Below are 23,463 nucleotides of genomic sequence, written 5' to 3' on the forward strand. Positions count from 1 at the left end.
GCAAGAAGATTAGTTTGCCGGATTCGGTTGAAGTCCACGACGAGACCATCGCCGACCTCACGATCGGCGTCGACGTTCTCAAGCTCCCGGTCTGAAGTTGAAGGCAAGGCATGCTCGCACGTTGGTGCCAAATGCGTGTCCACACAGGGTCGAGTTTCCCCGTCGACTGCTTTCCCGGGGCAGGCATTCAGCGCAGCCTACCACACCCACAGCCACGTCAACCACGGTGATGTCTCTATCAGCCGGTCAGCGGACCTCGTTGCAGCACGGTTTTCAATTGCTTTGCAGCGGCTGTTAAAGCGTCGCGGTCAGCGGCCTGGCTCCGGAGACATCGGTTACCGTTGAAGGCATGGTGATGACCGGCATCGCGTCGCGTATCGTGCCCACAGCCTGGAATATCTGCTGTCCTAGCTGGAGAAAGGCCAGGGAGTTGGCGTTGAGCCGCTGAACGAGTGCGATTGAAGCAACAAATTGGCCGGTGGTGAAAAAACCGGCCACGAGCCGTTCAAGCTGTTGCGTCTCGATGGCATCTCCCATGATGGTGCGCATTGCGTCCGCCTCGCTGTCTTCGGCCGCAAACAGGTTGACCACGTGGATGTTGCTGTAGAGGTCGGTCATGGCGCCGACGACGAGGCTGCGCGCGCGGGCAGAGTGGCGGGACCGCACGGCAAAATATGGCACTGCCGCAACCGCAACTGTGACGTTCGCCACGATCCAAAAAAAGACCGGAAGCGCCAGCGGCCAGGACAGCGTGGCAAGCAGCGAAAGCGAACCGAGGCACGAGAAAATACGGTATGCTGGAAGACGCGACGACGATCTGCTGCTGCACGGCGGCGGCGAGTTGCGAAATGCGCGACGCCACCTGGCCGGCGAAGAGATCGTGGAAGAATGCAAGGTCCTGACGTTCGACCGCCTTGTAGCCATGCCATTGCATAGCCGCGGGCATGCATACGGACACTGCCTGGGAACCCAATGTCTTGGCGATGAACATCAGCAGCGGTTGCACGGGGAACATCAGCAGGCCGAGGAACGTGAGCATAGGCCAAGCTTCCTCAAGGAAAACCGCCGCACCGTTCGTGCTCACCCCGTCCACAATGATATACATGCCCCAGATCACCGCGAGGTTGATTCCCTCGACCGCCATCATGAAGACGGCGATGGCCGCCAAGGCGCCACGGAACATGCGTGCGAAATGCAGAAGCAGCGCAAACGGACCTGTTGCCGGCAAAGGCGCGTAGGGGATATCCAGCGGGCGGATAAGCGTCTCAAAGGGACGATAGATGAAATGCAAAGGCGACATGGCGGGTCAAACCGGCTGATCAGAAGAATGGGTGCGGCGCATCGGAGGAGTGCGAGAGCCCTCGCCCCCTGAACTGCCAAGCGCACGTTCCTCGTCCACACACAATGCGTTCCTGGCGCGCTTCGAGCGGACCACGCAAGGCTGAGGGGCGCACTTGAATGTACATGCGCGCTGCCACGTTCGAGAGCTGCATAGGGTGGCCCTCGTAGTGCTGGTGGACGGCTTGGCTGAAGGAGGCGCGATCTACGAGGAGGCGCCGCGGCTGGCTATAGCGGTCCAGCTCCCCAGGTGTGGCTGGGTTCATCGTCCTGTTCTGGCCGTCTCATTGCGGGCATCGAGCACGCTCCTGGTTGATTTCTCGGTCCTCCACGACGCCCTGCCGACGTCTCACTTACGAGATCAAAGCAATTTGCGTGCCGGATTTGCGCTCCGTTTCGTTCCACCGCTTGCTCGCCAGCCGGTGCCTGGCTGTAACGGCCAGCGGGTGGGGCTCCGACATTCTTGTTCAGTTTCGGACACAAAAAGGTCGCTATAGACACGCTCGGGAAGGCCGAATGGAACCTCGAGCATGTAATCGTCGCACCCGAGCCGAATTTCATCCTCACCGGCTCCCGACCAGGGCGCTTGCTGAAAAGAGCGCTTGCTGCGCCAGCCATGGGTTCGCGGTAACCGCCGCAACCTTTTTACTTCTGATATCGACCTGCTGGTTCACGGAGGAAGCCGATCCCGCGCGTCGCGCGATCGAGCGACTACCGATCATCTGCAGGGAAGGGACATTCCCTCAGACCTGATCTTTGCATCGGACACTACTCCATGACGGCGTTTAGGAGCCGGGGTCGCCAGGCTGTCGCTGAAGATCGACCACGTTGCGAAAGAGCGGCAGTTTCGCCAGATCGAACTCGTCGAAGGTCGGGCCGTCGTGCTTGCTCACCGCGCAACGCACCGGTCCGATATTCTCCTCCAGCACGAAGATGCCGGTCGCCTCGCCAGGGAGTTCAGCACCACTGCAAGCGGAATTCCGGTTTATAAAATTAAAAGGGATTCATGACCTTCACACTGATGCGATTCAGTTAAAATGGAGAATCCGAGCTACGCCATTTCTCGCAATAAACTGCCAAACCTGACCGAACGACTGCGTTCTCACTGTTAACTGCCAAGCGACACTTCGTGGATTTCGCGCCGGAAGGCTTCCGAGCCGAGATAGCGGTGAGAAAAATGGTCTTGATTGCCTTGCGAGTTGGGCCAGCGCCTTGTAGCTCGGGCGCTGCACGCTCGCCCGCGCAAAGCGGCGCAGGATCGATTCCGCATCGGCCGTGCGGTGCTGCAGGGCCGCCGCATATTTGATCAACTCGTCATACTGCTGCTCGAGAGGTTCCAGTCGATCGCCCGTGTCAGGATCGGCAGAAGGTTCGGGAGCTCGCGCGCCATTTTGGTGTCGGGCACCCCGCACTTCATCGGCAAGAGAACGGGCGACGGTTCCGGCCACGGTCGCCAACCATCTGGTGGCGCACCGCGACGGTCCGGCTCTTATGCTACGGCGAACTGGGGAGCACATGCGCCCTCTGCCATGACGCACGCATCCAGAAGGAAGAGGTGAGAGGTTACGCGAACGGGTGTGATGGAGTGGGAGGCGCATCGCGTCCGACCATCCGTGGAATCGGCAGCCTTGATTAACGTCTGCGACGTCTGACCAAGGCCATCCATGGCGGAGTGCTCTCGCTGAGGTTAAAGGCAGCCTCTTCGGCCTCGTACCGGGTCAGCCCGGTGAGCGGCCGACCGTATCTCTCGGCGGGAAGCCCTGTCAGGCTATCGATCACACACCACAGTCCTGATTCCGACGGCAGAATCTTGTAGCGCCTCATCGAGCCCCTCGCTTGCTAGAAGCACAGAGAACTCCCGCCTGACCGCAAAGTTCCGCAGTGCAGCATCAAAATGTTGCGACGCACTATGAGGGATGCAGTTCATATGACGGGCGGGGTCCTTTTGGCGCGCTGCCCGCCTGCCGGGTGCTGGTCTCCGGCCCGGCCGGCCTTGATAGGGCAGCTCGGGGCTTCGACGTCTCACGCAGCTCGGCGTTCCTGGACGAGTGGCGCCGCCATCTCGTGTATGCGCATTTGGACAAACCCTCCTGGCGATATCGCAAAGATGCTGGTGATGTGTCAGATAGATTACCTGCCCCACTTTCGCCATGTCGGCGAATAGCCGGAAGGCTTCCACGGCACGGAAGTCGTCGAACGTCTCCATGATGTCGTCGGTGATGAAGGGAACGGGAGTTCGAGATTGGGCGAACTCGTGGTAGCCGGGCAACCCTGAGCGCGAGATAGGAGTTGGGAGCGCGTCTCCTTTGACATTCCTGAGCCAGCTTGGAACTCCCATCAGCCCCGATGCCGATAAGGACTTCGGTGTCCTTGTCGGGCTGGGTCGCCAGACCACGATAGGCGCCCCGGCTGATCACCTGAAAAGCTGTCGAGGCGCGAAGCATCATCGAACTGCGATGCCTGTCGCGATAGAGGCGCAAGGCCTGCTCGGCTGCGACGATGCCGGCCCTGAGGCGGAAGTAGCTGAACGCCTTATCCTCGGTTTCCAGGAGAACCGTGCGCCTTTGCTCATCAAGAGCAGCTACGGCACTATCGCCATCGACGGCTTCCACCTCGTCGGACGCTTTGCTGTATGCCGTAAACAACTCTCGTACGCGCCGATCCTGATCCTCGAACCGGGGCCCTGAGTTCTACCTGCTCGGCCTCCAGCGCCGGCCGATCCGCGGCGTCAAGCATCGCTGCGACATCGCCCATGTCCTGGATTGATAGCGCCTCTCGGATTTCATGTTCGATGGTATTGCAACGCCGTCGCAAATCTCTCCTTTGCTCGATCATGCGCAGCTTTTTTCTACGTCCTGCAAGAAAGATACACCGAACAGCTGCGTCATTTCAGATTTGCGTCGCTCGCAAATCGCGATTTCCGCCTCCAGGTCCCGGATTTTGAGACTCTGATCCTAGAGAGCAAGCTGCTTGGCTTCGTGGCACATCGGTCGCCCTCAAGACTCTTGCAGGAGGTGTCCCTTAGAGCTGGTGCGAAAACGATCCGGTTGTCCACCGGGCGGATGGGAATCAGCGCGACACGGCTTCCAAGGCAGCGACCAAGTTTGCATGGATCCAACGCGCTTTCTCGTCGGCGGTCATGAAGCCGTCGAAGTACGAGGCATAGACGCAGAAGCTCAGGTCGATCATGTCGTTGCGCATCCTGTCCATCCGCTTGACAGGTTGGCTGCCGCTTCTGATCCAAAAAAGCAGGTGAATGACCAGGCCAAGCGCATATCGAAAGAGATAGGTTCGAGCGACGCGACTGTCTCCGAGGTTTTTCCATGGCAGGCGATAGGCATGTGCAAGGGTCTCCCATATTTGCATGGCAGCACCGTAAATGGTTTCCATCATCGCGGCCGGATATCGGCTGCTCGTCCTGATGATGCGGACTTCGGCCTTGGTGAACATCTGCGCTTCCATCTCAGGTAGAGATGCCGCTATTTCGACCGCGCCTTCGATCAGCTCTGGAAGCAGGCCGTTAGCAAAGTTCCAATGACCGTGCAGTTGCTCCAAGATGGCTGCGTCATCAATTGCCGGGCTTCTGATCATGGTGACCATCTCACGAATGATGTCGGCCGTTGCCTTGAACTGCATGCGCTCACGCACGTCCGGTTCCGTCGGGTCGAGGCGGACTATCTCGCCGTTGACCCGTAGCAGGATCAGTTGATCAGGGAAGTCGCCTACGATGGACAGGCCACGCTTGATGGCTTCCAGCGACTGTTGTTTGTAAATCTCGACCCAGGCGTAGTCGGCGAGCACCGCGAGGTTCTGCGGGCTCGCCTGAAGATAGGATCGCAATTCCTGCGATTGCAGCATGCTGCTGTCGATGACCAGAGATGGCAAATCGATCCCCCGCTGTCGCACAAATTTGCAACCTTCCTTGCATCAGTCAGACTCGGGCACCAGCTACAACGTGCTCGACGCAGTTTGCTGGCCAGCGCATCAAGCTCCTAATGACTGAGATGAGGCGGCGCTGTCCCAAGAATTGCGGCAGAACCCCCGGAGGGAAAGCTGCATTATGCGCCATTCAGGCACGTTCGGCGTCGTCCGATATCCGACAATGTCGGGTACGCAACGTAACAGAAACTGACCAATCAGATGTTTTTAAATGCTTTCTGCTTTGGCACGGTACATGCAAGGCCTATCCGCAAAACGAGTACGGACTGAGGAGAAATCTCCCATGGCAACGACTGGCGAAGGTTCCACCACCGATCTTACCCGCTTCAGAAAACGCTACCAAGATTATCGCTCAGGACGTCCCTCGATTCCATCGAAAAAGTACTCCGGAAAGATTCCCGTTTGGATATCGTGAGTGTGGATGCGATCGACGAAATGAAACCTGGGCATGAGATCTCGTGCGCGGGCTGTCTATCGGCGTTATCGGAACCCTGGTCGACATACAAAACTGTTAGAGTGGATGCTCCTCCCGACGACATCGCTATGGGCCAACGTATCTTCCAGGTCGCCGAATCATGACCTCTTCCAGGGAGCTCAAAAAGCCAACCGAGGTCTCTAACCCTGTCCTGCTCGGCGGCGAGAACCGCTCCGGCACCACTCTCCTCAGCGTCCTGCTCGACTCGCACCCCGACCTGGTCGTCGGCCCGGAGATCGATTTCACCGAACCCATTAACCTCGGCCCGCATATCCTCGCGGTGTGCGACCTGATGGACCTCCGCGACTCGCGGCTCGCCGGCACGACGAAGGACACTGTTGACCCTGAGTGGTACGACGGCGGGCACTTCGTTGTGCAGTGCGAGCGTTTCGGTCTCGACCGCGATAGTCTACGGAGCCTGGTGACCAGCCTGATGGCCAAGCGCGGTACCGATCTGTCCACCTTGGAGGACCGCTGCCTGCTCATCAACTCCATCGGCGAATTCCGGCGTGAACAGACGGGAGCCCGACGATGGGGCCTGAAGCTTCAGCGGAAGATCCAGGACATCGGCGCGTACGCCGCGATCTGGCCACAAGCTCACTTCATCCACATCATCCGCGACGGCCGCGACCTGACTGCCTCCCACTTCAAGAACGTCCCCGACTGGGGCTACCGGACTGTCGCGGAAGCAGCGCGCGGCTGGCTGGAGGTCGTCACCCGACCCCGCCGGGCTGCGCCCGACGGCCGCTATCTGGAAGTGCGGTATGAGGATCTGGTCACACGCCCCCGCGACACTGTCGAGCGGATGCTAGACCACCTCGGCTTGCCATGGGACGAGGTGGTTCTGCACCACGCGGAGCACGAGCACGCGTTGTTCGACAACCCCTGGGGCCATCCCGCAGCGGAGGCCGCGGCTAAGCCGCTATATACCGGGCGTAACGGACGCTACCTGCAGGACCTCACGCCCGGGGAGATCGAGGAATTCGAGCGGATCGCCGGGAAGGAATTGGAACACCTAGGCTACGACCTGTCGATGCTGGATCCGGGAGCGCAGGGTGACGCCGTCGGCACACGAAGCGCTCCGCAGACGCCTGCCCCGCAGCTTCTACCTGTTTCTCGCGGGCCCTCCTCGCCCGCACCCATCGTTTCCGCTCCTCGCAGATAAGGCGCGACATATCATGAAGTTCACTGACATACCATCACTCGGTCTGTCTCCGGGCAGTCTCACCGTCTGGCGGGCTTACGCTACGCTCATGTCCGACAGCACCTGGGCAGCCGACCTACGGCGGGCGTCTCACGTGCAGGAAGCACACATCACATACCAACTCGAGGCGGCCGGTGGGGGTCCCCTGCCACCGTCCTGGCTGGGCTGCGCCTTCGATCTGCCCGCCGAACTCGATGCGGACGCCTTCGCCACTGCGCTACGCGGCTGGACAAACCGCCACGAAACCCTGCGCAGTCAACTCACTCTGTCCCCTCGCTCCACACCGGGCGGCCGTCTGCAACGCATGACGCTACCGGCCGGAGCCGTGAGTATCCACCCCAGTGCGGCGCGGGACTTCACCGACGGCCGGAAGCTGGCGCGGTATCTGGAGGAACTGTTTGACAGCGAAACCGGCCCCCTCGGCTGGCCCGGATATATTTGTGCCACCATCAGCCGCCCAGAAGCGACCACCGTCTGTCTCGCCGCCGACCACACCCTGACGGACGGTTACTCCGTTCTCCTAACCGCTTATGAGATCCACACTCTGTACGCCGCAGGACTCGCCGCCGCCAACGGCAAGCCCGCCCCACTTTCCCTTCGCCCCCCGGCCAGTTACATCGATTTCGCGGAGGCGGAACGGACCGCCGCCGACGCGCTGACAGCGGACCACGTATCCATCGTCCAATGGCGGCAGTTCCTCACCGAAGCCGGCGGCCGCCTGCCGGAGTTCCCTGTACCGGTTAGCGACGTAAGCGGCAGCCCCGCCGCCCAGCCAGGGGGGTACACCGAGCTTCTCGAGGCATCCACCGCGCACGCCTTCGATCGAGTCTGCCGCGCGGCCGGGGGCGACTCCTTTTCCGGACTGCTCGCCTGCCTGGCCAAGGTCGGCCACGAAATCACCGGCTCGGGCGAATTCCGTACCATGGCCCCCTTCCATACCCGGACGGGTCCCTCGCAGTCCTCCATCGGCTGGTACGTAGGTATGGGCCCCATCAGCTTCCCTTTAAGCGCAACCGACTCCTTCGCTGAGGCGGTGCAATCCGCGGTCTCCGGCCTCGACGGAGTGAAGGACCTGGCCCAAGTACCCATACCCCGAGTTGAGGAGCTCCTCGGCCGACCCCTCCGCGATCCCTTCATGGTTTCGTACAGTGACCTTCGTCGCACCCCCGGTGCCCGCGACTGGAACACTTGGCGGATTGTCATCCTCCGCGGCCGCAGCACCCACCCGAACGACGTGTACCTCTGGATCATGCGGACCTACGACGGCCTCTTCGTCAACTACCGTCACCCTGCCACTGGCCCGGCAGGCATCGCGGTCCCCCACTACGTGGCCCGTATAAAGCACCTCCTGGCCTCCATCGCGAGCACCGCCCGCTGGCCGCCACCGCACACCCCAAAGGAGACTATTGCCCGTGACTGACATCAGACACATTGCAGCGGGCTCGTGTAATTACACAAACTTCGATGCGGTTATCGTCGGCTCCGGGCCATCTGGATCGATCGTCGCCCGAACACTTGCGGAAAAGGGCTGCCATGTGGCCGTCCTGGAATATGGAGGCCTGGTTTCCCCTGGCGCCATGCTCGGGCCTAATCAAGCGGCCTACGCCAAGGCACTCACTTCCAACGGCCCCGCCGATGGTAACCCTTGGACAGCGTGCTGCGTCGGCGGCGGGATGCGGTTCTACAACGCGATTACGTTCAGATACCGACAAGCAGATCTGTCAGCCTCCCAGTATCTTACGACTGACATGGAGATTGATTGGCCCATCACTCTCCAGGATCTTGAACCCTACTATTCGGAGATCGAGCATCTCCTGGAGATCAGTGGCGCGAACGGGTTTCCATCGTATCCAGCCAGTCCGCGTGGGTTGATGTTATCCAATGCAATGCAGGAACTCAGCGTAAGATCAAAGAGCATCCCCCTGGCAATCAGGCCGCCAGGGACCAACAAGGGATGCATCAATTGTTCGGCTTGCGATGAACTGGTGTGCCCTACGGATGCGAGAGCATCAGTGCTTGCAAGAAGCATTTTGGATGACTCCGCCCTGCCAGGAATGATCTCGGTTCTATACGGCTGTTTCGTCAACCGGATCGAAATGCGGAACGACGGTCGGGCTGAAGCCCTTGAGTGCTATGTGCCGCTCTCATCGGAACTGATCCGGATCCCAGTTGAAAGGGTCATCGTCTGCGCAAACGCGATACAATCAGCGGCATTGATGCTTCGGTCGAAGTGTGGGCATGCACCGAAGGGAATAGGAAACGAATCCGGCCTCGTTGGGCGGGGCCTCTCATTCAAGATTAACGGCTACTCCGTCGGCTATATGGAACCGGCCGACCGCGGCTCCGGTGCATTTGCTCCGCACTGGGGACCGCATGCGACGGTTTATACCGATGAGTTCTACGAGCATAACGACGTGCCAAGCAGATTTGGCGGCCTCATTTATGAAGCAAATTTGGCCTCGCCGGGTGAGAACGTTGGTCTCGTGCGCCTGCACTACATAGCCGGAGAAGAGCCATGGTCACACAATCGCATCATGCTTGACGAGGCCGTTGACCAGTACGGCATCCCTTACATCCGATTCCAATACCGAAACTCGGAAAATGATCGTGCGCGATTGAATTTTCTCGCCGACCGCGCGGATGACATTCTGCGCCACCTTGGCGCATTCCGCATCGAGCGAGAGCCATCTTTCCATGGAAAAGGCAGCTGCCACCTGCACGGCACGATGCACGCCGGCTGTGATCCTAGGACCTCGGTCGTAGACAGCGGCGGCCGGGTCCATGGGTTCACCAACATCCATGTCATGGATGGCTCAGTTATGAATTTCGCAGGGAACAGCAATCCGACACACACAATCATGGCCAACGCCAGACGAATGGCCATGTCACTCAAGTAAAAGGGTGCAATTTAGATGCTCGATCCTGGAGATATCGGACATTTGGCTGAATGGGAGCGTGACGCGCGGTCTTCCATCATATTCCGCTCCGCCAATGGCGCGGTTGCGGAGGATGTCAGCGGCAAGATCTATCTGGATATGACGTCCTGCAGTGGGGCTTCACCCTTGGGCAGCAATGACCCGGTGTTCAGGGCCAGGCTTGCGCAGGCGATGGAGCAAGAAACCGATATTCTGCCGTCGCCGGTGAGTGTGCAACGCCAGAGACTCGCCGGGAAAATCTCGGAAATGTTCCCGAACAATTCCAGAGTGTTCTTTCTGAGGACCGGGTCTTGTGCAACGGAAGCGGCGGTTCGAATCGCCCGGCACCGAACTGGCCGACCGGTCATCCTGACGGCGGGTTTCCACGGATGGCACGACATCTTTCAACAGCACCCCTGGTCGGACAATCCGCCGGCCAAGGATCAGCACATCCAGGATTTCCAATATGACCTCGATATCCTGGAGCAGCAGCTGATCGGGCAAGAGGGGAAAGTCGCGGGCGTTTTCGTCACGCCTGAGCCTTCGGTCTTTCCTCCGGAATTGCTCCAGGAAATCTCCAGGATGACAAGCCTGCATGGAGTATTGCTGATCGTTGATGAGGTTCTATGCGGACTTCGTTACGCCGAGGGTGGCTACTGCCGAAAACACGGTGTGAAGGCCGACCTCATCACATTGGCCAAGGGGATCGCACAAGGCATTGGCCTTTCCGCAGTCGTCGGCACCGCCGATGCCATGGTGGGAGCCGACAGGGCCTATCTGGGCAATACCTATCTGCGCGAGAACCGGGCCTTTGTGGCCGGCAACTTGACACAGGAAATCTTTGAAGAAGCAGAAATTGCGGCTCGCATGGCCGAGAGCGGCTTAGCGCTCAAGAGGCAGTTCCAGACCTCGTTCGAGCGTAGCGAAATACCTGCGCGCGTGCTCGGAAGCGATACCATGTTCAGAATCATTCTGCCCTCGCAAAAGCATGGAATGGTCTTCGCTCAGAGATGTCTGCAGCACGGTATCTACGCCGGCTACCCAGGGACATACATGAGCAATGCGTCCATGGACGGTGCATTTTTCGCAGCTTTGCAGCCGGCACTGGAGCGAGCACTCGCAGACTACCGCAAGGACGAGGACATGACTGCACAGGTCACTGACGCATCCATGGTCGAATACTGCGCGGAGGCGTTCCACACCACAGAGAGAGCATGTCTCTCCAACAAGCATCATTGGGCCTGATACGGGGAGAAGATCAAACGAAAACCGCAACCGTCAATGTTCAGCTCGAAGATTATGATCACGTAGCCTTCGATCTGGACGGAACCCTTGTAGATTCGAAGGCTGTGGTCGAAAGCGCACTCCGTCGATGGGCACGGGAGGAACGGATCTCTCCGGATTACGCAATGCGGATGTCGGCCGCCCGCCGGGACGTCGACCTGGTGGCGGCGATTACGCCCGGTCTCTCGCCAGAACGCGAAGCAGCTCGCATTGCGGATTATGAGATCCAAGCGATGCGACTGTTGCAACCGATCCAGGGCGCAGCAGAGTTCTATAGCTCGATCCCCGCCGAACGGAGATCTATTGTCACCTCTTCGGCAAGGGTTTCGGCCCTTGCCCGCCTCGAGGCGGCTGGACTCTCCTGCCCGAGGATCATGATTGCAGCCGAGGACGTCAGTCAGGGAAAGCCGCATCCGCAACCCTATCAAACGCTGTTGCGAATGCTGCGCATCACTCCCAAAAGATGCTTGGTTTTCGAGGATTCCCGCACCGGAATTGAAGCGGCGATCGCTGCAGGCTGCGACTGCGTAGGTGTCGGCCCCACTGCAAGGGGTCACCCTGACATCAGGGGCTGGATAGAGAACTTTTGCGAGGCTTCCTTTCTAACCGGGCCGCGCTGAACCTGCTTCCCAGACTGAAAGGAGGGTCACGAAATGAAAGTATCAACGAAACCCCGCACACCACTATTTGATGAGGTGCTGGTAGAAGGCTCGGTACTCGAGCATTACGAAGCGGAGCGAAATGACTATGACGAGCTTCTCGATGTACTATTTCGTTCGTCCAGCGCAATTCGTGACAAGATTGGCAGCCGTTGTATTTGGCACATAAATTCCACCGCGTTCGGCGGCGGGGTGGCCGAAATGCTTCCACACCACATATGCCTCCTTCGGGAACTTGGTTTTGATGCGCGTTGGCTCATTTTTAAACCGAAGGAAGAGCAATTTTTTCAGTTCACCAAAGGACTTCACAATTGTCTTCACGACGCCACCGTGGCAGGCTTGAATGATCTGCTGCCACATTATCTTGAGGCATCGAAGCAAGGCGCCGCGCAGTTGGAAAGGATCATCAGACCTGATGGCTTTCTGGTTATTCATGATCCGCAGCCACTTGGTGCAGCTGCGAAGTTCCTGGAATCTCACCCGCACCCGGCTATCTGGCGATGCCACATCGGCTATCCAAAGCGCACCTCGACTGTCGACGAAATCTGGGGGTTTCTCGGGGAATACCTCCGTCAATTCCAGCGCATTGTCCTGAGCGCCAAGGAATATGCCTTTGATACCGGTCTCCCCATAGATATCATCCAGCCATCGATCAGCCCATTCTCAAGCAAGAACCGTAACTATGAAGGGCCAGCAGGCCAGACGCTGGAGAATTCGGTTTCGTTCAATAGCCAAGAATTCGAGCCCATCCCATCCCTTGAGGACATTCTCGGCTCGCGGTATTTCCTGCATGTATCCAGGTGGGATGGACTGAAAGGTATTGACCGGATCATTGCCGCTTTCGATCGCTTTGTGAAAATGGCGCTCGACGAGGCGTACGATATACGCCTGGTGATCGCGGGACCGGATCCTTTGGATGTTGCCGACGATCCTGAAGGACGCGAGTATTTCGAGAAATGCGTCGTATCATGCTCTCAATTACCCAGGGAAGTGCGGCGGCGCGTGTATCTGGCCTGTATCTCGATGAAGGACCACGACGCAAATGCCGAAATTGTCGGCCGGCTGCAACAGAACGCCCATGGAGTATTTGCGCTCTCTCGCGAAGAGGGCTTCGGCCTGACAGCAACAGAGGCTCTGTTCCGAGGCAAACCCATCGTAGTGTCGTCCGCTTTTGGTCTGAAAAGGCAGGTCGTAAATGGACTGAATGGCGTTGTCCTCGACGAGCCGGACATCGAGGACAAAGCTGCAGAAATGATGCATCACCTTGCGACCGGTTATAGTGATTTCGAGGAGATGGCCAGAACCGCGCGCGAAAACTGCCTGCGCTCGAGTACGCAAATCTCGCAAATTCCAAAGTGGTATGACTCGATTCAATCGGCTCTATCCAGTTTTGAGGTGCAATACCGGGAACCGTTCAAACCAACGGTCATCTGAGCCAGGCGGCGGACGTCTCCGCGCCGAGGCCCCGGCGCCTCCGGGTTAGCGATGAGCGCATCATCCTCCCAACTGTCCCAGAGCTTTGTTGTCACTTGGCACTTAATTTAGAGGCAGCTTCGGGTCCCGGCCTGCCGTTGGGCGGCCGCGAAGGGAGGCGACCCCAGCACAGGTCGCCGTTGAGCTCCGCACTGCATCTTATGCGACTTTGACCTGTAGCAGCTAAGTTAAGATGTCCGGATCTGGCAATGCACGACTGTCGCTCCTCCTTGTGCGTTGCCAATCTCTCGCCTTCGACAGCACGGGAGATTGGCAGGTTGGGATCGGTTGTGGCCGAGCGACCGCTTCCTCGCACTCAGCGGAACTAGATGCGCGCGACGAGGTCTTGGGAGGTTTCCCGCATCCCTGTCGATGTGGCATCCAGGCTTACAGCTTATTACAGTATGTTCTGTGATATAGATGTCGCGCGGCCGGATCAGGCCGCCCACCTCGAACGACCTCTAAGAACGCGGCAAATAAGGCCAATTCTTAGGATAACACCCCTCGGAACCAAGTACATGGTCCCACAACCGGCCCGCTCCAGGTGTCGACATTAAGTTCGCCCCTGCGATTGCGTTAGACTAATACATCTGTAACTATTGGGCTGCGGCTTGGGGGTGTTCCAGTTCATGTACAGGATCTTTTGGTCATCTGCGTTTCGCTTCGCAGCCTTCTGGGCTATCGCGGTTGGGGTTGTCTACGTCGCCTCGTTGTGGCTGCCTTGGTTCGACCTGACACTGATCTCCACAGCATTTGAAGGCATTGCAAAGGGCATCGCGGCCGGCAATGACGAGATGGCTATTGCGACTGCGCGGGATCACGACTTCATCTATTCGCTCGCATTGCTCATTTTCTTTACTGGCGCGGGCCTGCTTGTCGCATTCTTCGTCATGCATACCCTCGCGGTCACCGTCTCGCTTTTGCGAGTGCGGCGGCTGCTGAGCAGCCGTGACAGCGCCGTTCGTTTTGCGCGTGACTATGAGGTCGAGATTCTACCTCGGTTGCTTCGCCATCGTTTGATCGGCGCCGCGTGGAAGGAGTTCGACGAAACGCTTCTGAAAGGCAAAGTTGAAGCTGGCGGTCCTATTCAAAATACGATCCGGCCACAAAGTTTCATCAACTACGGATTGGTCCGAGAAAAACTGCCCGGCTTGAAAGTGATCGGCAGCGTCTCCGGCTATTTCGTCGGCGTTGGCCTGTTGCTCACATTCATCGGGATCGTGTTGGCCCTCCACGAGGCCGCGAAAGGGGCGAGCAGCAACGATATCAACGTGATGAAGAATGCGATGTTCAATCTTCTGAGCGTTGCCTCATTCAAGTTCGCGACATCGATCGCGGGGCTTTTTACGTCGATCGTGTTTGCGCTCGGCTCAAGATTTCTGATCATCGGGGTAGAGGGGGCGCTGGCCAAATTCTGCGAGGTCGTCGAGCACCAGTTGCAATACACGGCTCCACAGTCGATCACCGCCGAAATGAACGAGGTCGGCAAGGAGCAACGAGATCAGTTGAAAGAGATCAACAGCGACCGCTACTTCAGCAAGCTCGCTGACGCGGTGGGTCCGCTGTTAGAAGGCGCAATGTCGCGTGCGATGACGCCGGTGAGCGCCAATATCGCCTCCGCGGTGGAGCAGCTGAAGTCGACCAGCCAAACCGGGCTCGCCGACATGACAAAAGACTTTGCGGCTGCGCTGCACGGCAATGCAGGTGCAGAGATGAAGGGGTTGCAGGAGGCGCTTCACGAAATCCAGGTCTCGCTCGTCGAGACGCACAAGGGATTGCGGGGCGGCGGCGAGGATTTTTCACGTCGACTTTCGGAGGCGGCCGAGAATCTCAATCGCCTTGTTGGAGAGGCGGGCGCCCGACTGGAAGGGAGCGCGGAACAGAGCCGGGCGGGCTTGGCCGATGTGGTCGCTGCATTCAAGCAAACGATGGACGCCGCCAACGCGCGTGTCGAAGCTGAACTCGGCAATGCGGCCGCCGGTGCGTCCGGCAAGGTGGAAGAGGCAATGGGCCGAGTGCTCGAGCGTCTGGAAAGCCAGGTCGGGTCGCTCATGAAGGGGCTGGGTGACTTCCAGGCCAGCACCGCTGACGGCGTCGAGCAAACGCGGGCGAAATTGCGCGAGACCCAGGACGGTATCGTTGCTTCGATGGCATCCGCGTCGTCGGAAGCGGCTGAAGCTCTCAAGGCCGGCATGGCGGATGCCTTCGGCCGCATTGCTTCTGAAATCGACCGCTTCCAGGCCGCGATGGGTCGAGGCGAGATCGCACTTTCCAATCAAGCGAGCGCAATTGGTGATGCAGCAGGTCAGACGCGAGCGGTGGCGGACGCGTTTGCCGAAACTGCGCAACACGTGCGCATAGCGGCGTCACCGCTGGTTCAGTCGGCCGATCGCATCGCACAGGCTACCAGTGAGATGAACGCGGCCGTGACGCGCACTGTGTCCAGCATGGAAGCCGCGAATTCAGCATCCGGTGTACTCTCGCAAACGCTCGCCGGGCAGATCGAACGGTTGACCGAGCTCTGGCAGGGATATCGCGCGCAGTTCGACAAGGTCGACCAGGATCTGGCGAAGGCGATTGCTGCGCTTTCCGACGCCACAACCGCGCAGTCAGAGCGGCTGGCAGGGTTTACGCGCGAGACCGACAAAAACCTTGGCGATGCGGTTTCGCGATTGGGGAAATTCGTATCCGACATCAGCGAGAGCACGACGGACCTAAGCGACAGCGTCGAAAAGCTCGTGGCCAATGTGCGCCCGATGGCCGCGGAGTGACAGGTGAGCGCCGATGAGTGACTTGAGTTTTCATCAGGCGGAAACTCACGCCGAGGAGGACGAGAACTATTTCATCTCGATGACCGACATGATGGTCGGCATCCTTTTCATCTTCATCATCTTGCTGATGGTGTTTGCACTCAATTTCAGGCAGCAGACGGAGACATCAGAAGATCATATCAGGAAGTTGGAGGCCGCCGCCGACGCCGCTCGATCGGTGACTGCAAAGCTCGAAGAAATCCAGAAGGACGTGCGCTCTGAGATTGATTCGATCAGTGCCACCGACCGTGTGCGGACCGCCTTGTTGGAGGAAATCCAGAGCAAGCTGAGGGAGCAAGGGCTGATCGTCACCATTGATCCAGTGAGCGGCGTCGTCAGGTTGGGTAACAATGCGATCAACTTTCCGCGCAGCAGCGCGGCATTGGACGCGACGGCATCGGAACGTGTTGTAATTTTGGCCAAAGTCCTTGCCGAGGTGCTGCCGAAGTATACCAGAATCGGTACAGAACTGCCGGCGCATCTTGAGACGGTGTTTGTAGAAGGACATACCGACAGTACAGGTGGCGACCCAAACAACTGGCCCCTGTCGACGGAAAGGGCCGTGAATACGTTTCGAGGTCTCACTGAGGCGGAGCCCCAGCTTAGAACGCTTATGAACCTTGCGGGTACGGAAGTGCTGTCGGTGGCTGGCTATTCCTCGACGCGGCCGATACGGGAATTCAGCGAAGAGGACGGGAGGCAGCGCAGAATCGACTTGCGCTTCGTCATGGACGCCAACAATCTTGACCGGCTACGTGACGTGCTTGAACTGACCGACACCATGCAGGACCAGATTCAGTTCCTGCAAAAGTCCCTGGACGACGTCGGTGTCCACTAACTTCAAGCTCGCATGCCTGGCGGCAGAGGCGGTTGGGAATCTGCCGCTTGCCCGGCTGCCTGAAGTCCCAACGACAGCCAAAGTATTTCAATCGCTCCAGGCATTGCCGGAGACCATACGCACACCAAGCGCCGTTGACCTGAACGTCATGGCGCGAGAAATCGCTGTTCGGCTCGCGTCCGGTGAGGAACTGTCGCGAAAACAGCTGCGAGAGGCGCCTTGGTGCCTGTGGAAAACGCGGCCGGCGCTGGCCGAGGATGCTGGACTTCTGGAGCGGCTGCTTCGCATCATCTCTGATGCCACGAGCGCGCGTCCATTCCGGACATTGGCCACCGCCTTCATGTCCGCCTACGGCGAGCAGCAGGCTGGGCGTGGTGCGGTAGCCGCTGTGCTCTCCAGCCTGGCGCGGAAGTGGAAAGGGGTTTGGGGATTTCTCCACAACGCCTATTCCATTTTCGATCTCGCAGATGGCCCACGACGGCTGGCGCTGGAGGTGCATGCCAGCAATCGCTCTCCGGCCGAAATCCTGAGCGAGGCCGGCCTTGGCGCGATGAACGCGGAAGGCGATTTCACAAAGGCTGTGGTTAATGCCCTCTTGATCGAGCTGGCCGAAGGCGCCGAACGAAGCCATCTGGTCAGGCTCGAAAAGGTCAAGCGATTCGCGCTTAAGGCCGATGGGCTTCCACTCTTCGAGGGCCAGAGATACCAGATCGTCGACGCTCTGTTGCGACCATTCGCGGACCGGTCTCCAGATGAGTCGACACAGGACGAGTATCTTCGCGTAATCGTGAAGGCCTTCGGTGATCCTCGGCTCGCACAGGGCAACTGGGTCGGACTACCGCATAAGGAAATTGTAACAGGCTGGCTGACCCGGCAGTCGCTGCGGCAATTCTTGGATGTGGTCGATGACACAACAATCGATCGGGATGCCAAGCGAATGTGGAAGTATCGCAGAGCTTTCTGGGAAGGCGTGTACGAATTTTATCGTCGCAACGGGTTCTCAGTTGAGGCTTGGGTGGCATTTGGGCCGAACGGCAAACGAGTGGCTCGCAACGCCTTCAAGAATGCAGAATTCGCTACGCTTCACACGGATGGGAAGAATGTTTATAGCGATCACGCCGTTCTCCTCTTTCGCGTGGGTGATTGCCTCGTTGCGGACTGGAACCATAACGGCAAATGCCACGTCTGGACCTCGGCGGGGCAACACGGCGCACCTAAGCTCTATGAACGCCAATACGGCTCAAACGACGTCCAGATTTACACTGGTCAGGGCCACCATGAGACTACAAAGGAACTCAGTTGGGGGCACGGGGGCTCCGAGAACCACTCGTGGCAGCGAAAGATAGCTGGAAGGTTAGGTTCGATCACCGGGATGCGCATTCCCGAATCGGCCTACAGGCTACAATAAATGTCCTTTGAGTTCGTTTGCGAGTCCGGCCCTGCCGAAAGCACGATAACGCTCGCAGAGCGACGCCTCTTGGGTAGACGGCTCGTCCCGGTTGATCGCTGGGGCGAAGCACCACAGGAGCTGCAATCCACGGTCCGGCAATTGGCTGCTCTGATCGATACAGGGTTGGCGGCGACGGATGGAATCTCACTGACGATACCCAACGAGGGGATGCTAGCATTGCCGGTCGCTGTGCTGATGCGCGCGGGACTACCTGAAGTCGCCGGCGTCGTGGTCCGCCTCGAATTGTCTGGCAGAGTGGAGTCGCCCGATGGTCATATCAGGATCCTCTGGGAGGACCCTCTATCTCGGCGACTCAACCCGAGGATTGAGGGCTTTATAATAGAGACTGCCAACGGTCGAGGGCGTCTGACTGGGTCAACCTATAGTCTGCTAAGGGCAGTCGACGCCTACAACAAGACCATTGGGCAGATCGATCGCATTCCGCATTGGCGCCCAGTGCAGGAATTGCTGGGAAACCTGACAGATGGGAGGGTGCAGGCTGACCGGCTTCTAACGAGCCTCCGTATTCATCAGGCGGGCGCGTTCGGCCTTGATGTACGCGAGGCTGTCGGGGGTCCGACTTTCGACCCACTCCTGATGGGCGTGAGCAAGCGCCGAAGCCTGCTGGATGACACTCCTGAGTCGGCGCAGGACAATTTGGAGGACGTTGACGCAGACCTTCGCGATAGCGAGAAGGATGCGCTCCTCAAGCCGCAGGACCATCTGGCGTTTGCAAAAGCCTTTCGCGCTGACAACCTGCCGACCAGGCCGGCCTATCCTCTTGGTCGCAACACATATCTCGTCCTGGAGCCCGACCTTCGGGAAGCGCTTGACGTCGTTAAGCGTATGAGGACCGCCAACGAAGCGGAGCGGCGCGATTTTCTGAAGAATCCGCGGACCTACCTCTGCAGCGCACTCCCAGAACTTGGCGAGATGGCCGGCACTATTTTTGTCGAGACCCACCAGTATTCGGAGCGGGTCCGGGGCTTGGGGCTATGGGAGAAACCCAAGCTGACATGGCTGGCGCGAAAAAGCAGCGGATGGCTGCCGGAGGGATTTGTGATCCGCATCGGCGAGACGTCTGTGGAGGTAGACGAGCAGGGAATTGACGACCTTGCGCTGGCGGCGGAACGAGCTTCAGAAGGCGACGCTTCGATGGTTTCGTTTCGCGGCGTGGACTATCCTAGGCCCGATGTGGAAACTGCGCTTGACGGCCTGCGCCGGCAATTCGACAAGGACAGCGCGCCATACGAAGCCGAGCCGGGCGATCGTCCTTCGGAGAACCCCGAAGACGATCATCAGGTGCTGCTGATTGATGATCATATCGAAGAGGCGAAGGACGCCCGCACACAGCAGCGCCGGATGGATCTGCCGCTGGTTTTTCCGTCCGATATGGTCTCCACCGCGCCGAAGGAGCATCAACAGCGTGGCTTCCAATGGCTCGTCAAGGCGTGGGCTGAAGGTTTCCCCGGTGTCCTGCTGGCCGATGATATGGGCCTCGGAAAAACGCTGCAGGCGCTTTCGTTCCTGACCTGGTTCAGGGCAAACCGCGCAGCAATCGCGGGATCGGTGCGGGACATTGCAGGTCCGATCCTTATCGTCGCCCCGACAGCCCTTCTTCGGAACTGGAGGAAGGAGGCGGACACGCATCTGATCGGCGATGCCCTCGGTGACTGCATCGAGGCATTTGGCTCCCGTCTAAAATTCTTAAAAAGACCAGCGGAACCTGATTGGACGCCTGAGGATGCACTCGACGTCCACACTCTGCGATCAGCCGATTGGATACTCACAACCTACGAGACGCTCGCTACATATCATCGGGCGTTCGCGCGCATTCCCTATTCGATCGTCATCTTCGACGAGATGCAGAAGATCAAAGCGCCCGACACAATCAACACCCATTCCGCCAAAACACTGAACGCCAATTTCGTTGTCGGGCTCACAGGTACGCCGATTGAGAATCGTATCGAAGACCTCTGGTGCATCATGGATCGTGTTTCGCCTGGCTACCTGGGTGGCCTGAAGGCTTTCTCGAAGACATATGGCGGCGAAGATACCGACGCTCTCAAAGACCTAAAGCAGAAGCTGGACCAATGGGTGGGAAAGCGACCTCCAGTAATGCTTCGTCGCATGAAGGCCGACCATCTGCCGGGCCTTCCCGACAGGGCCTTCGACCATCAGCCTTCCGAAATGCCGCGTCCGCAAGCCGAGGCATATGAAGCGGTCGTTCGTGCGGCGCAACAACAACGCGGCAATAAGAATGACATGCTGAAGACCATCCACGATCTGCGGGGCATATCGCTGCATCCGAACGGTGGCGGCGACATTGACGTCACACATCCTGTCGCCCGACGGGAATGGATCGAAGCATCGGCGCGGGTGACAAAGACCATGGAGATCCTCCGGCGAATTCAAGCGAACAACGAGAAGGCGCTGGTCTTCATCGAAGATCGTGCCGTGCAGGCGACGTTTGCGGCCGTCGTGGCCGAAGAATTCAACATGCCGTCGATACCCCCGATCATCAATGGAAGCCTCGACGGCGACAAGCGTCAGGCCGTTGTGGACCGGTTCCAAGCTTCAAAGCCAGGCTTCGGCCTGCTCATTTTGTCACCCAAGGCCGCTGGAATCGGGTTGACGATAACTGCGGCCAATCATGTCATCCATCTAAGCAGGTGGTGGAATCCAGCGGTGGAAGACCAGTGCAACGATCGGGCCTTCCGCATTGGCCAAGAGAAAGCCGTGACTGTACACCTGCCGATTGCGCGACATCCTGTGTTCGGTGACAGCTCCTTCGATGTCAAACTCAACGCATTACTGGAGCGGAAGCGCGCTCTGTCGCGCGACATGCTAGTGCCGCCGGTATGGGACGCCGATATCGACGACCTGTTCTCGGCCACTGTCGGCTAACTGTCCCGTCCTGCGAAGTCCTCGATAAACACGGACCCGGGCGCGATCGCCGAAATGACCAGTCGATCTCGTGCTCGGGTCGCAGCCACGTAGAACAACTGCCGTTCCGTGGCGATGACCTCGTCTAGCTCGAAATCGTCAGCCACGTCCGCCACCCGCTCTTCCAGAGGAAGAACGTTCTCGTCGCATGCCATCAACACCACGAGACGAAACTCCAGTCCCTTTGCCAGGTGCATCATTCCGACCAATGCGCTTGTGTCATCTTCATTGCGTTGATCAATGAAGGTCCGCATAGGAAGCCCCGCAACGCGCGCGGCCGACCGGGCTCGATCAAGCTGTTCTTCCGAGCGAACGAACAGACCAATTTCACTTGGCCTGAACCCGTCTGCCAACGCCGATTTCAAGAATTTTCCGATAGCCGCGATCTCCGTGGCTTCGTCTTTTTCGATCAAGACGATCGGTTCTGGTCCTTCGAAGACCGAGATCGTCCCGGCCCGCATGTCTTCGTTTCCGTCGACGTCGCGGACCTTGCCGGGCAGCAGGCGATCCGCAGCGCGGCGGATCTGATGCGAGGTGCGGTAGTTTACCTTCAGTGTCGCGGAGCGTCCGCGCACGTCGACACCGAGGCCTTTCCAGGAGAAGGGCTGCTGAAAGATGCGCTGGCCCAGATCACCGGCAAAGAAAAGTGCATCCGGCTTGTCCGGTGCAATGGCTGCAAGGAAACGAAGCTCGGCAACACCGAGGTCCTGCGCCTCATCCACGACGATGTGGCTGAAAGGCTTATTCTGTTGCCCGCCGAAATGCTCCGTCGTCGCCGCGAACACTCCGGCCTTCGTCATCAAGCCGCTGGCCGCAAGCCGCTGCCGCATCGGGCCGAACACGGTCCAGAGACGTTCGCGCTGCTTTGGGCCAAGCCTGTTCTTGCGGCCCATTCGGGGCACGGAAGCATATGCTTCCGCGTCGGAGATCTGCCAGGCATCGATGACGTGTGTCCACTCCGAATCGAGAAACTGCGGAGTGACTTCATGGACGCCGGCTTCGCCGGCCGCTTTCGCCAGCATGGACCGGACCACCTCCGCACCTGCCAGGCGAGGCTCCCTTCCGGTCGCCAGCGCCAGCAACTCCCTCGCGATTTCGTCGAACGAGGCGATCGCGACCCGTGGCGGCAATGTCGAGCCTTCGCCACAGAGCAGCCGCAGCTTGGCCGAAAGATTGCGCGCCAGCGGATCGGAAAAAGTGGTGAGCAGAACCTTGGCCTCAGGGTTCTCGCGCAGAATGCGGACAACCCGGTGCAGCGCGACCACGGTCTTGCCGGTGCCGGCGGAACCCGCGACCCGCGCCGGCCCGGAATAGTTGCGCTCGACGACACCACGCTGGCTCGGGTGGAGAAAGACGGCCCAACGTTCGAAAGGTGCATCCAGCGCCGCCTTGAGCTCCTCCAGACCGTCGAGCACACGGAAGCGGCGCAGCGTGTCGGGATGCGCAAGCGGATCGGCGACCGGCTCTGCGGCCTGAGTAAGCACGCCGGTCGCGGCGTAGTTCAGCAGGCCTTCCGCCGCCTCCTGCGGAAGGTATGATGCGAGAGCGTAGAACCGATCCTCGTCCGCGGCGCGCACGTCGGCCAGCCAATCGGAGGGCACGCCAATCGAAAGCAGCTCATCGTCGCTCAAACGGTTGAACAGCAACGGCGGCGCCCCCTTGCCTGGTGCCTCCGGCGGCAGCACCGCATGAGCTGCCGGACGTGGCACGACGATCTCGGTGACGAGCTCGCGCACCTCGCGAATCTGGATCGCACCCGTTGTCGGATGCGCGTCGATCACCTTTCGCTCAGCCCATTTGTAGGCGGCGTCGTGGTGGGCAACATGCATGAGCATCAGGCTGCCGCCTGTCCTATGGACGATGATCCGCACGTCGCGATTGACACGCACTGACCAGAAATTGGGATCGCGCGACTTGTCGATACGATGCATCTGCAGGCCAGGCCGATCCGGCTCGGTCAACAGCTCGTAGGCCGTCAGGCGTGCCTGCTTCTGCTCCTCGTTGGTAAGGCGAGCGAGCGCGGATTGGAATTCGGCGGAGAGAATGGTGGTCATGGTTGCCTTTGCGAAGGAGCCGCGATCTCACACTGATATCGCTCACGAGGCAAGCCGGCGGGCACCTTCGCTTCGCCG

The 23,463-nt window shown here is 59.2% G+C and carries 15 protein-coding genes and 2 pseudogenes; 12 read left to right on the forward strand and 5 right to left on the reverse strand.

Annotation, left to right across the window (positions count from 1 at the left end; translation table 11 throughout):
* Positions 1-294 precede the first annotated feature (294 nt).
* Complete coding sequence (locus AC0L3H_RS06580; RefSeq protein WP_473584903.1) at positions 295-618, reverse strand: hypothetical protein; 324 nt, start codon at positions 616-618, stop codon at positions 295-297.
* Here AC0L3H_RS06580 and AC0L3H_RS06585 point away from each other — a divergent pair.
* On the forward strand, positions 617-1,372 hold the full coding sequence (locus AC0L3H_RS06585; RefSeq protein WP_473584904.1) for a hypothetical protein: 756 nt from the start codon (positions 617-619) through the stop codon (positions 1,370-1,372). The two genes, AC0L3H_RS06580 and AC0L3H_RS06585, sit on opposite strands and share 2 nt — an antisense overlap.
* Positions 1,373-2,177: 805 nt before the next feature.
* On the opposite strand, the pseudogene AC0L3H_RS06590 reads toward AC0L3H_RS06585, so the two are convergent.
* Both AC0L3H_RS06590 and AC0L3H_RS06595 read right to left on the reverse strand, forming a co-directional pair.
* Positions 2,178-2,315, reverse strand: a pseudogene (locus AC0L3H_RS06590) (phenazine biosynthesis protein PhzF); the annotation flags it as partial.
* A 152-nt stretch (positions 2,316-2,467) separates the two neighbouring features.
* Positions 2,468-2,713 (reverse strand): annotated as a pseudogene (locus AC0L3H_RS06595) (Tn3 family transposase); the annotation flags it as partial.
* A gap of 931 nt (positions 2,714-3,644) precedes the next feature.
* On the opposite strand from AC0L3H_RS06595, the gene AC0L3H_RS06600 reads away from it, so the two are divergent.
* A complete protein-coding gene (locus AC0L3H_RS06600) occupies positions 3,645-4,025 on the forward strand; it encodes a hypothetical protein (protein ID WP_473584905.1) in 381 nt (126 codons plus the stop codon).
* Between the two features lie 382 nt (positions 4,026-4,407).
* On the opposite strand, the gene AC0L3H_RS06605 is transcribed toward AC0L3H_RS06600, so the two are convergent.
* A complete protein-coding gene (locus tag AC0L3H_RS06605; protein ID WP_473584906.1) occupies positions 4,408-5,223 on the reverse strand; it encodes a hypothetical protein in 816 nt (271 codons plus the stop codon).
* A gap of 629 nt (positions 5,224-5,852) precedes the next feature.
* On the opposite strand from AC0L3H_RS06605, the gene AC0L3H_RS06610 reads away from it, so the two are divergent.
* The 10 genes from AC0L3H_RS06610 to AC0L3H_RS06655 all read left to right on the forward strand — a co-directional run bounded on the left by AC0L3H_RS06610 (position 5,853) and on the right by AC0L3H_RS06655 (position 21,292).
* The gene (locus tag AC0L3H_RS06610) at positions 5,853-6,917 is read left to right on the forward strand and encodes a sulfotransferase family protein (protein WP_473584907.1); all 1,065 of its coding nucleotides are present in this window, start codon (positions 5,853-5,855) and stop codon (positions 6,915-6,917) included.
* Positions 6,918-7,005: 88 nt separating this feature from the next.
* Positions 7,006-8,376, forward strand: coding sequence for a condensation domain-containing protein (locus AC0L3H_RS06615; protein ID WP_473584908.1), 1,371 nt, complete (start codon positions 7,006-7,008; stop codon positions 8,374-8,376).
* On the forward strand, positions 8,369-9,853 hold the full coding sequence (locus tag AC0L3H_RS06620) for a GMC oxidoreductase (protein ID WP_473584909.1): 1,485 nt from the start codon (positions 8,369-8,371) through the stop codon (positions 9,851-9,853). The genes AC0L3H_RS06615 and AC0L3H_RS06620 overlap by 8 nt, the downstream gene beginning before the upstream one ends.
* 15 nt (positions 9,854-9,868) lie before the next feature.
* The gene (locus AC0L3H_RS06625) at positions 9,869-11,116 is read left to right on the forward strand and encodes an aminotransferase class III-fold pyridoxal phosphate-dependent enzyme (RefSeq protein WP_473584910.1); all 1,248 of its coding nucleotides are present in this window, start codon (positions 9,869-9,871) and stop codon (positions 11,114-11,116) included.
* Entirely contained in the window at positions 11,086-11,775 is a 690-nt protein-coding gene (locus AC0L3H_RS06630; RefSeq protein ID WP_473584911.1) for an HAD-IA family hydrolase, read from the forward strand. The genes AC0L3H_RS06625 and AC0L3H_RS06630 overlap by 31 nt, the downstream gene beginning before the upstream one ends.
* A gap of 33 nt (positions 11,776-11,808) precedes the next feature.
* A complete protein-coding gene (locus tag AC0L3H_RS06635; protein WP_473584912.1) occupies positions 11,809-13,248 on the forward strand; it encodes a glycosyltransferase in 1,440 nt (479 codons plus the stop codon).
* A 668-nt stretch (positions 13,249-13,916) separates the two neighbouring features.
* Positions 13,917-16,058 carry an anti-phage ZorAB system protein ZorA gene (gene zorA / locus AC0L3H_RS06640; protein WP_473584913.1) on the forward strand — a complete coding sequence of 714 codons (2,142 nt, stop codon included), beginning with the start codon at positions 13,917-13,919 and terminating at the stop codon, positions 16,056-16,058.
* A 13-nt stretch (positions 16,059-16,071) separates the two neighbouring features.
* Positions 16,072-16,935: an OmpA/MotB family protein gene (locus tag AC0L3H_RS06645; RefSeq protein ID WP_473584914.1), complete on the forward strand. Its 864-nt coding sequence runs from the start codon at positions 16,072-16,074 to the stop codon at positions 16,933-16,935.
* Positions 16,925-18,343 carry an EH signature domain-containing protein gene (locus AC0L3H_RS06650; protein ID WP_473584915.1) on the forward strand — a complete coding sequence of 473 codons (1,419 nt, stop codon included), beginning with the start codon at positions 16,925-16,927 and terminating at the stop codon, positions 18,341-18,343. The genes AC0L3H_RS06645 and AC0L3H_RS06650 overlap by 11 nt, the downstream gene beginning before the upstream one ends.
* Positions 18,344-21,292 carry a DEAD/DEAH box helicase gene (locus AC0L3H_RS06655; protein ID WP_473584916.1) on the forward strand — a complete coding sequence of 983 codons (2,949 nt, stop codon included), beginning with the start codon at positions 18,344-18,346 and terminating at the stop codon, positions 21,290-21,292.
* Here AC0L3H_RS06655 and AC0L3H_RS06660 read toward each other — a convergent pair.
* Entirely contained in the window at positions 21,289-23,112 is a 1,824-nt protein-coding gene (locus AC0L3H_RS06660) for a 3'-5' exonuclease (protein ID WP_473584917.1), read from the reverse strand. The two genes, AC0L3H_RS06655 and AC0L3H_RS06660, sit on opposite strands and share 4 nt — an antisense overlap.
* Between the last annotated feature and the right edge of the window lie 351 nt (positions 23,113-23,463).

The organism is Mesorhizobium sp. WSM4816, from assembly GCF_055811535.1.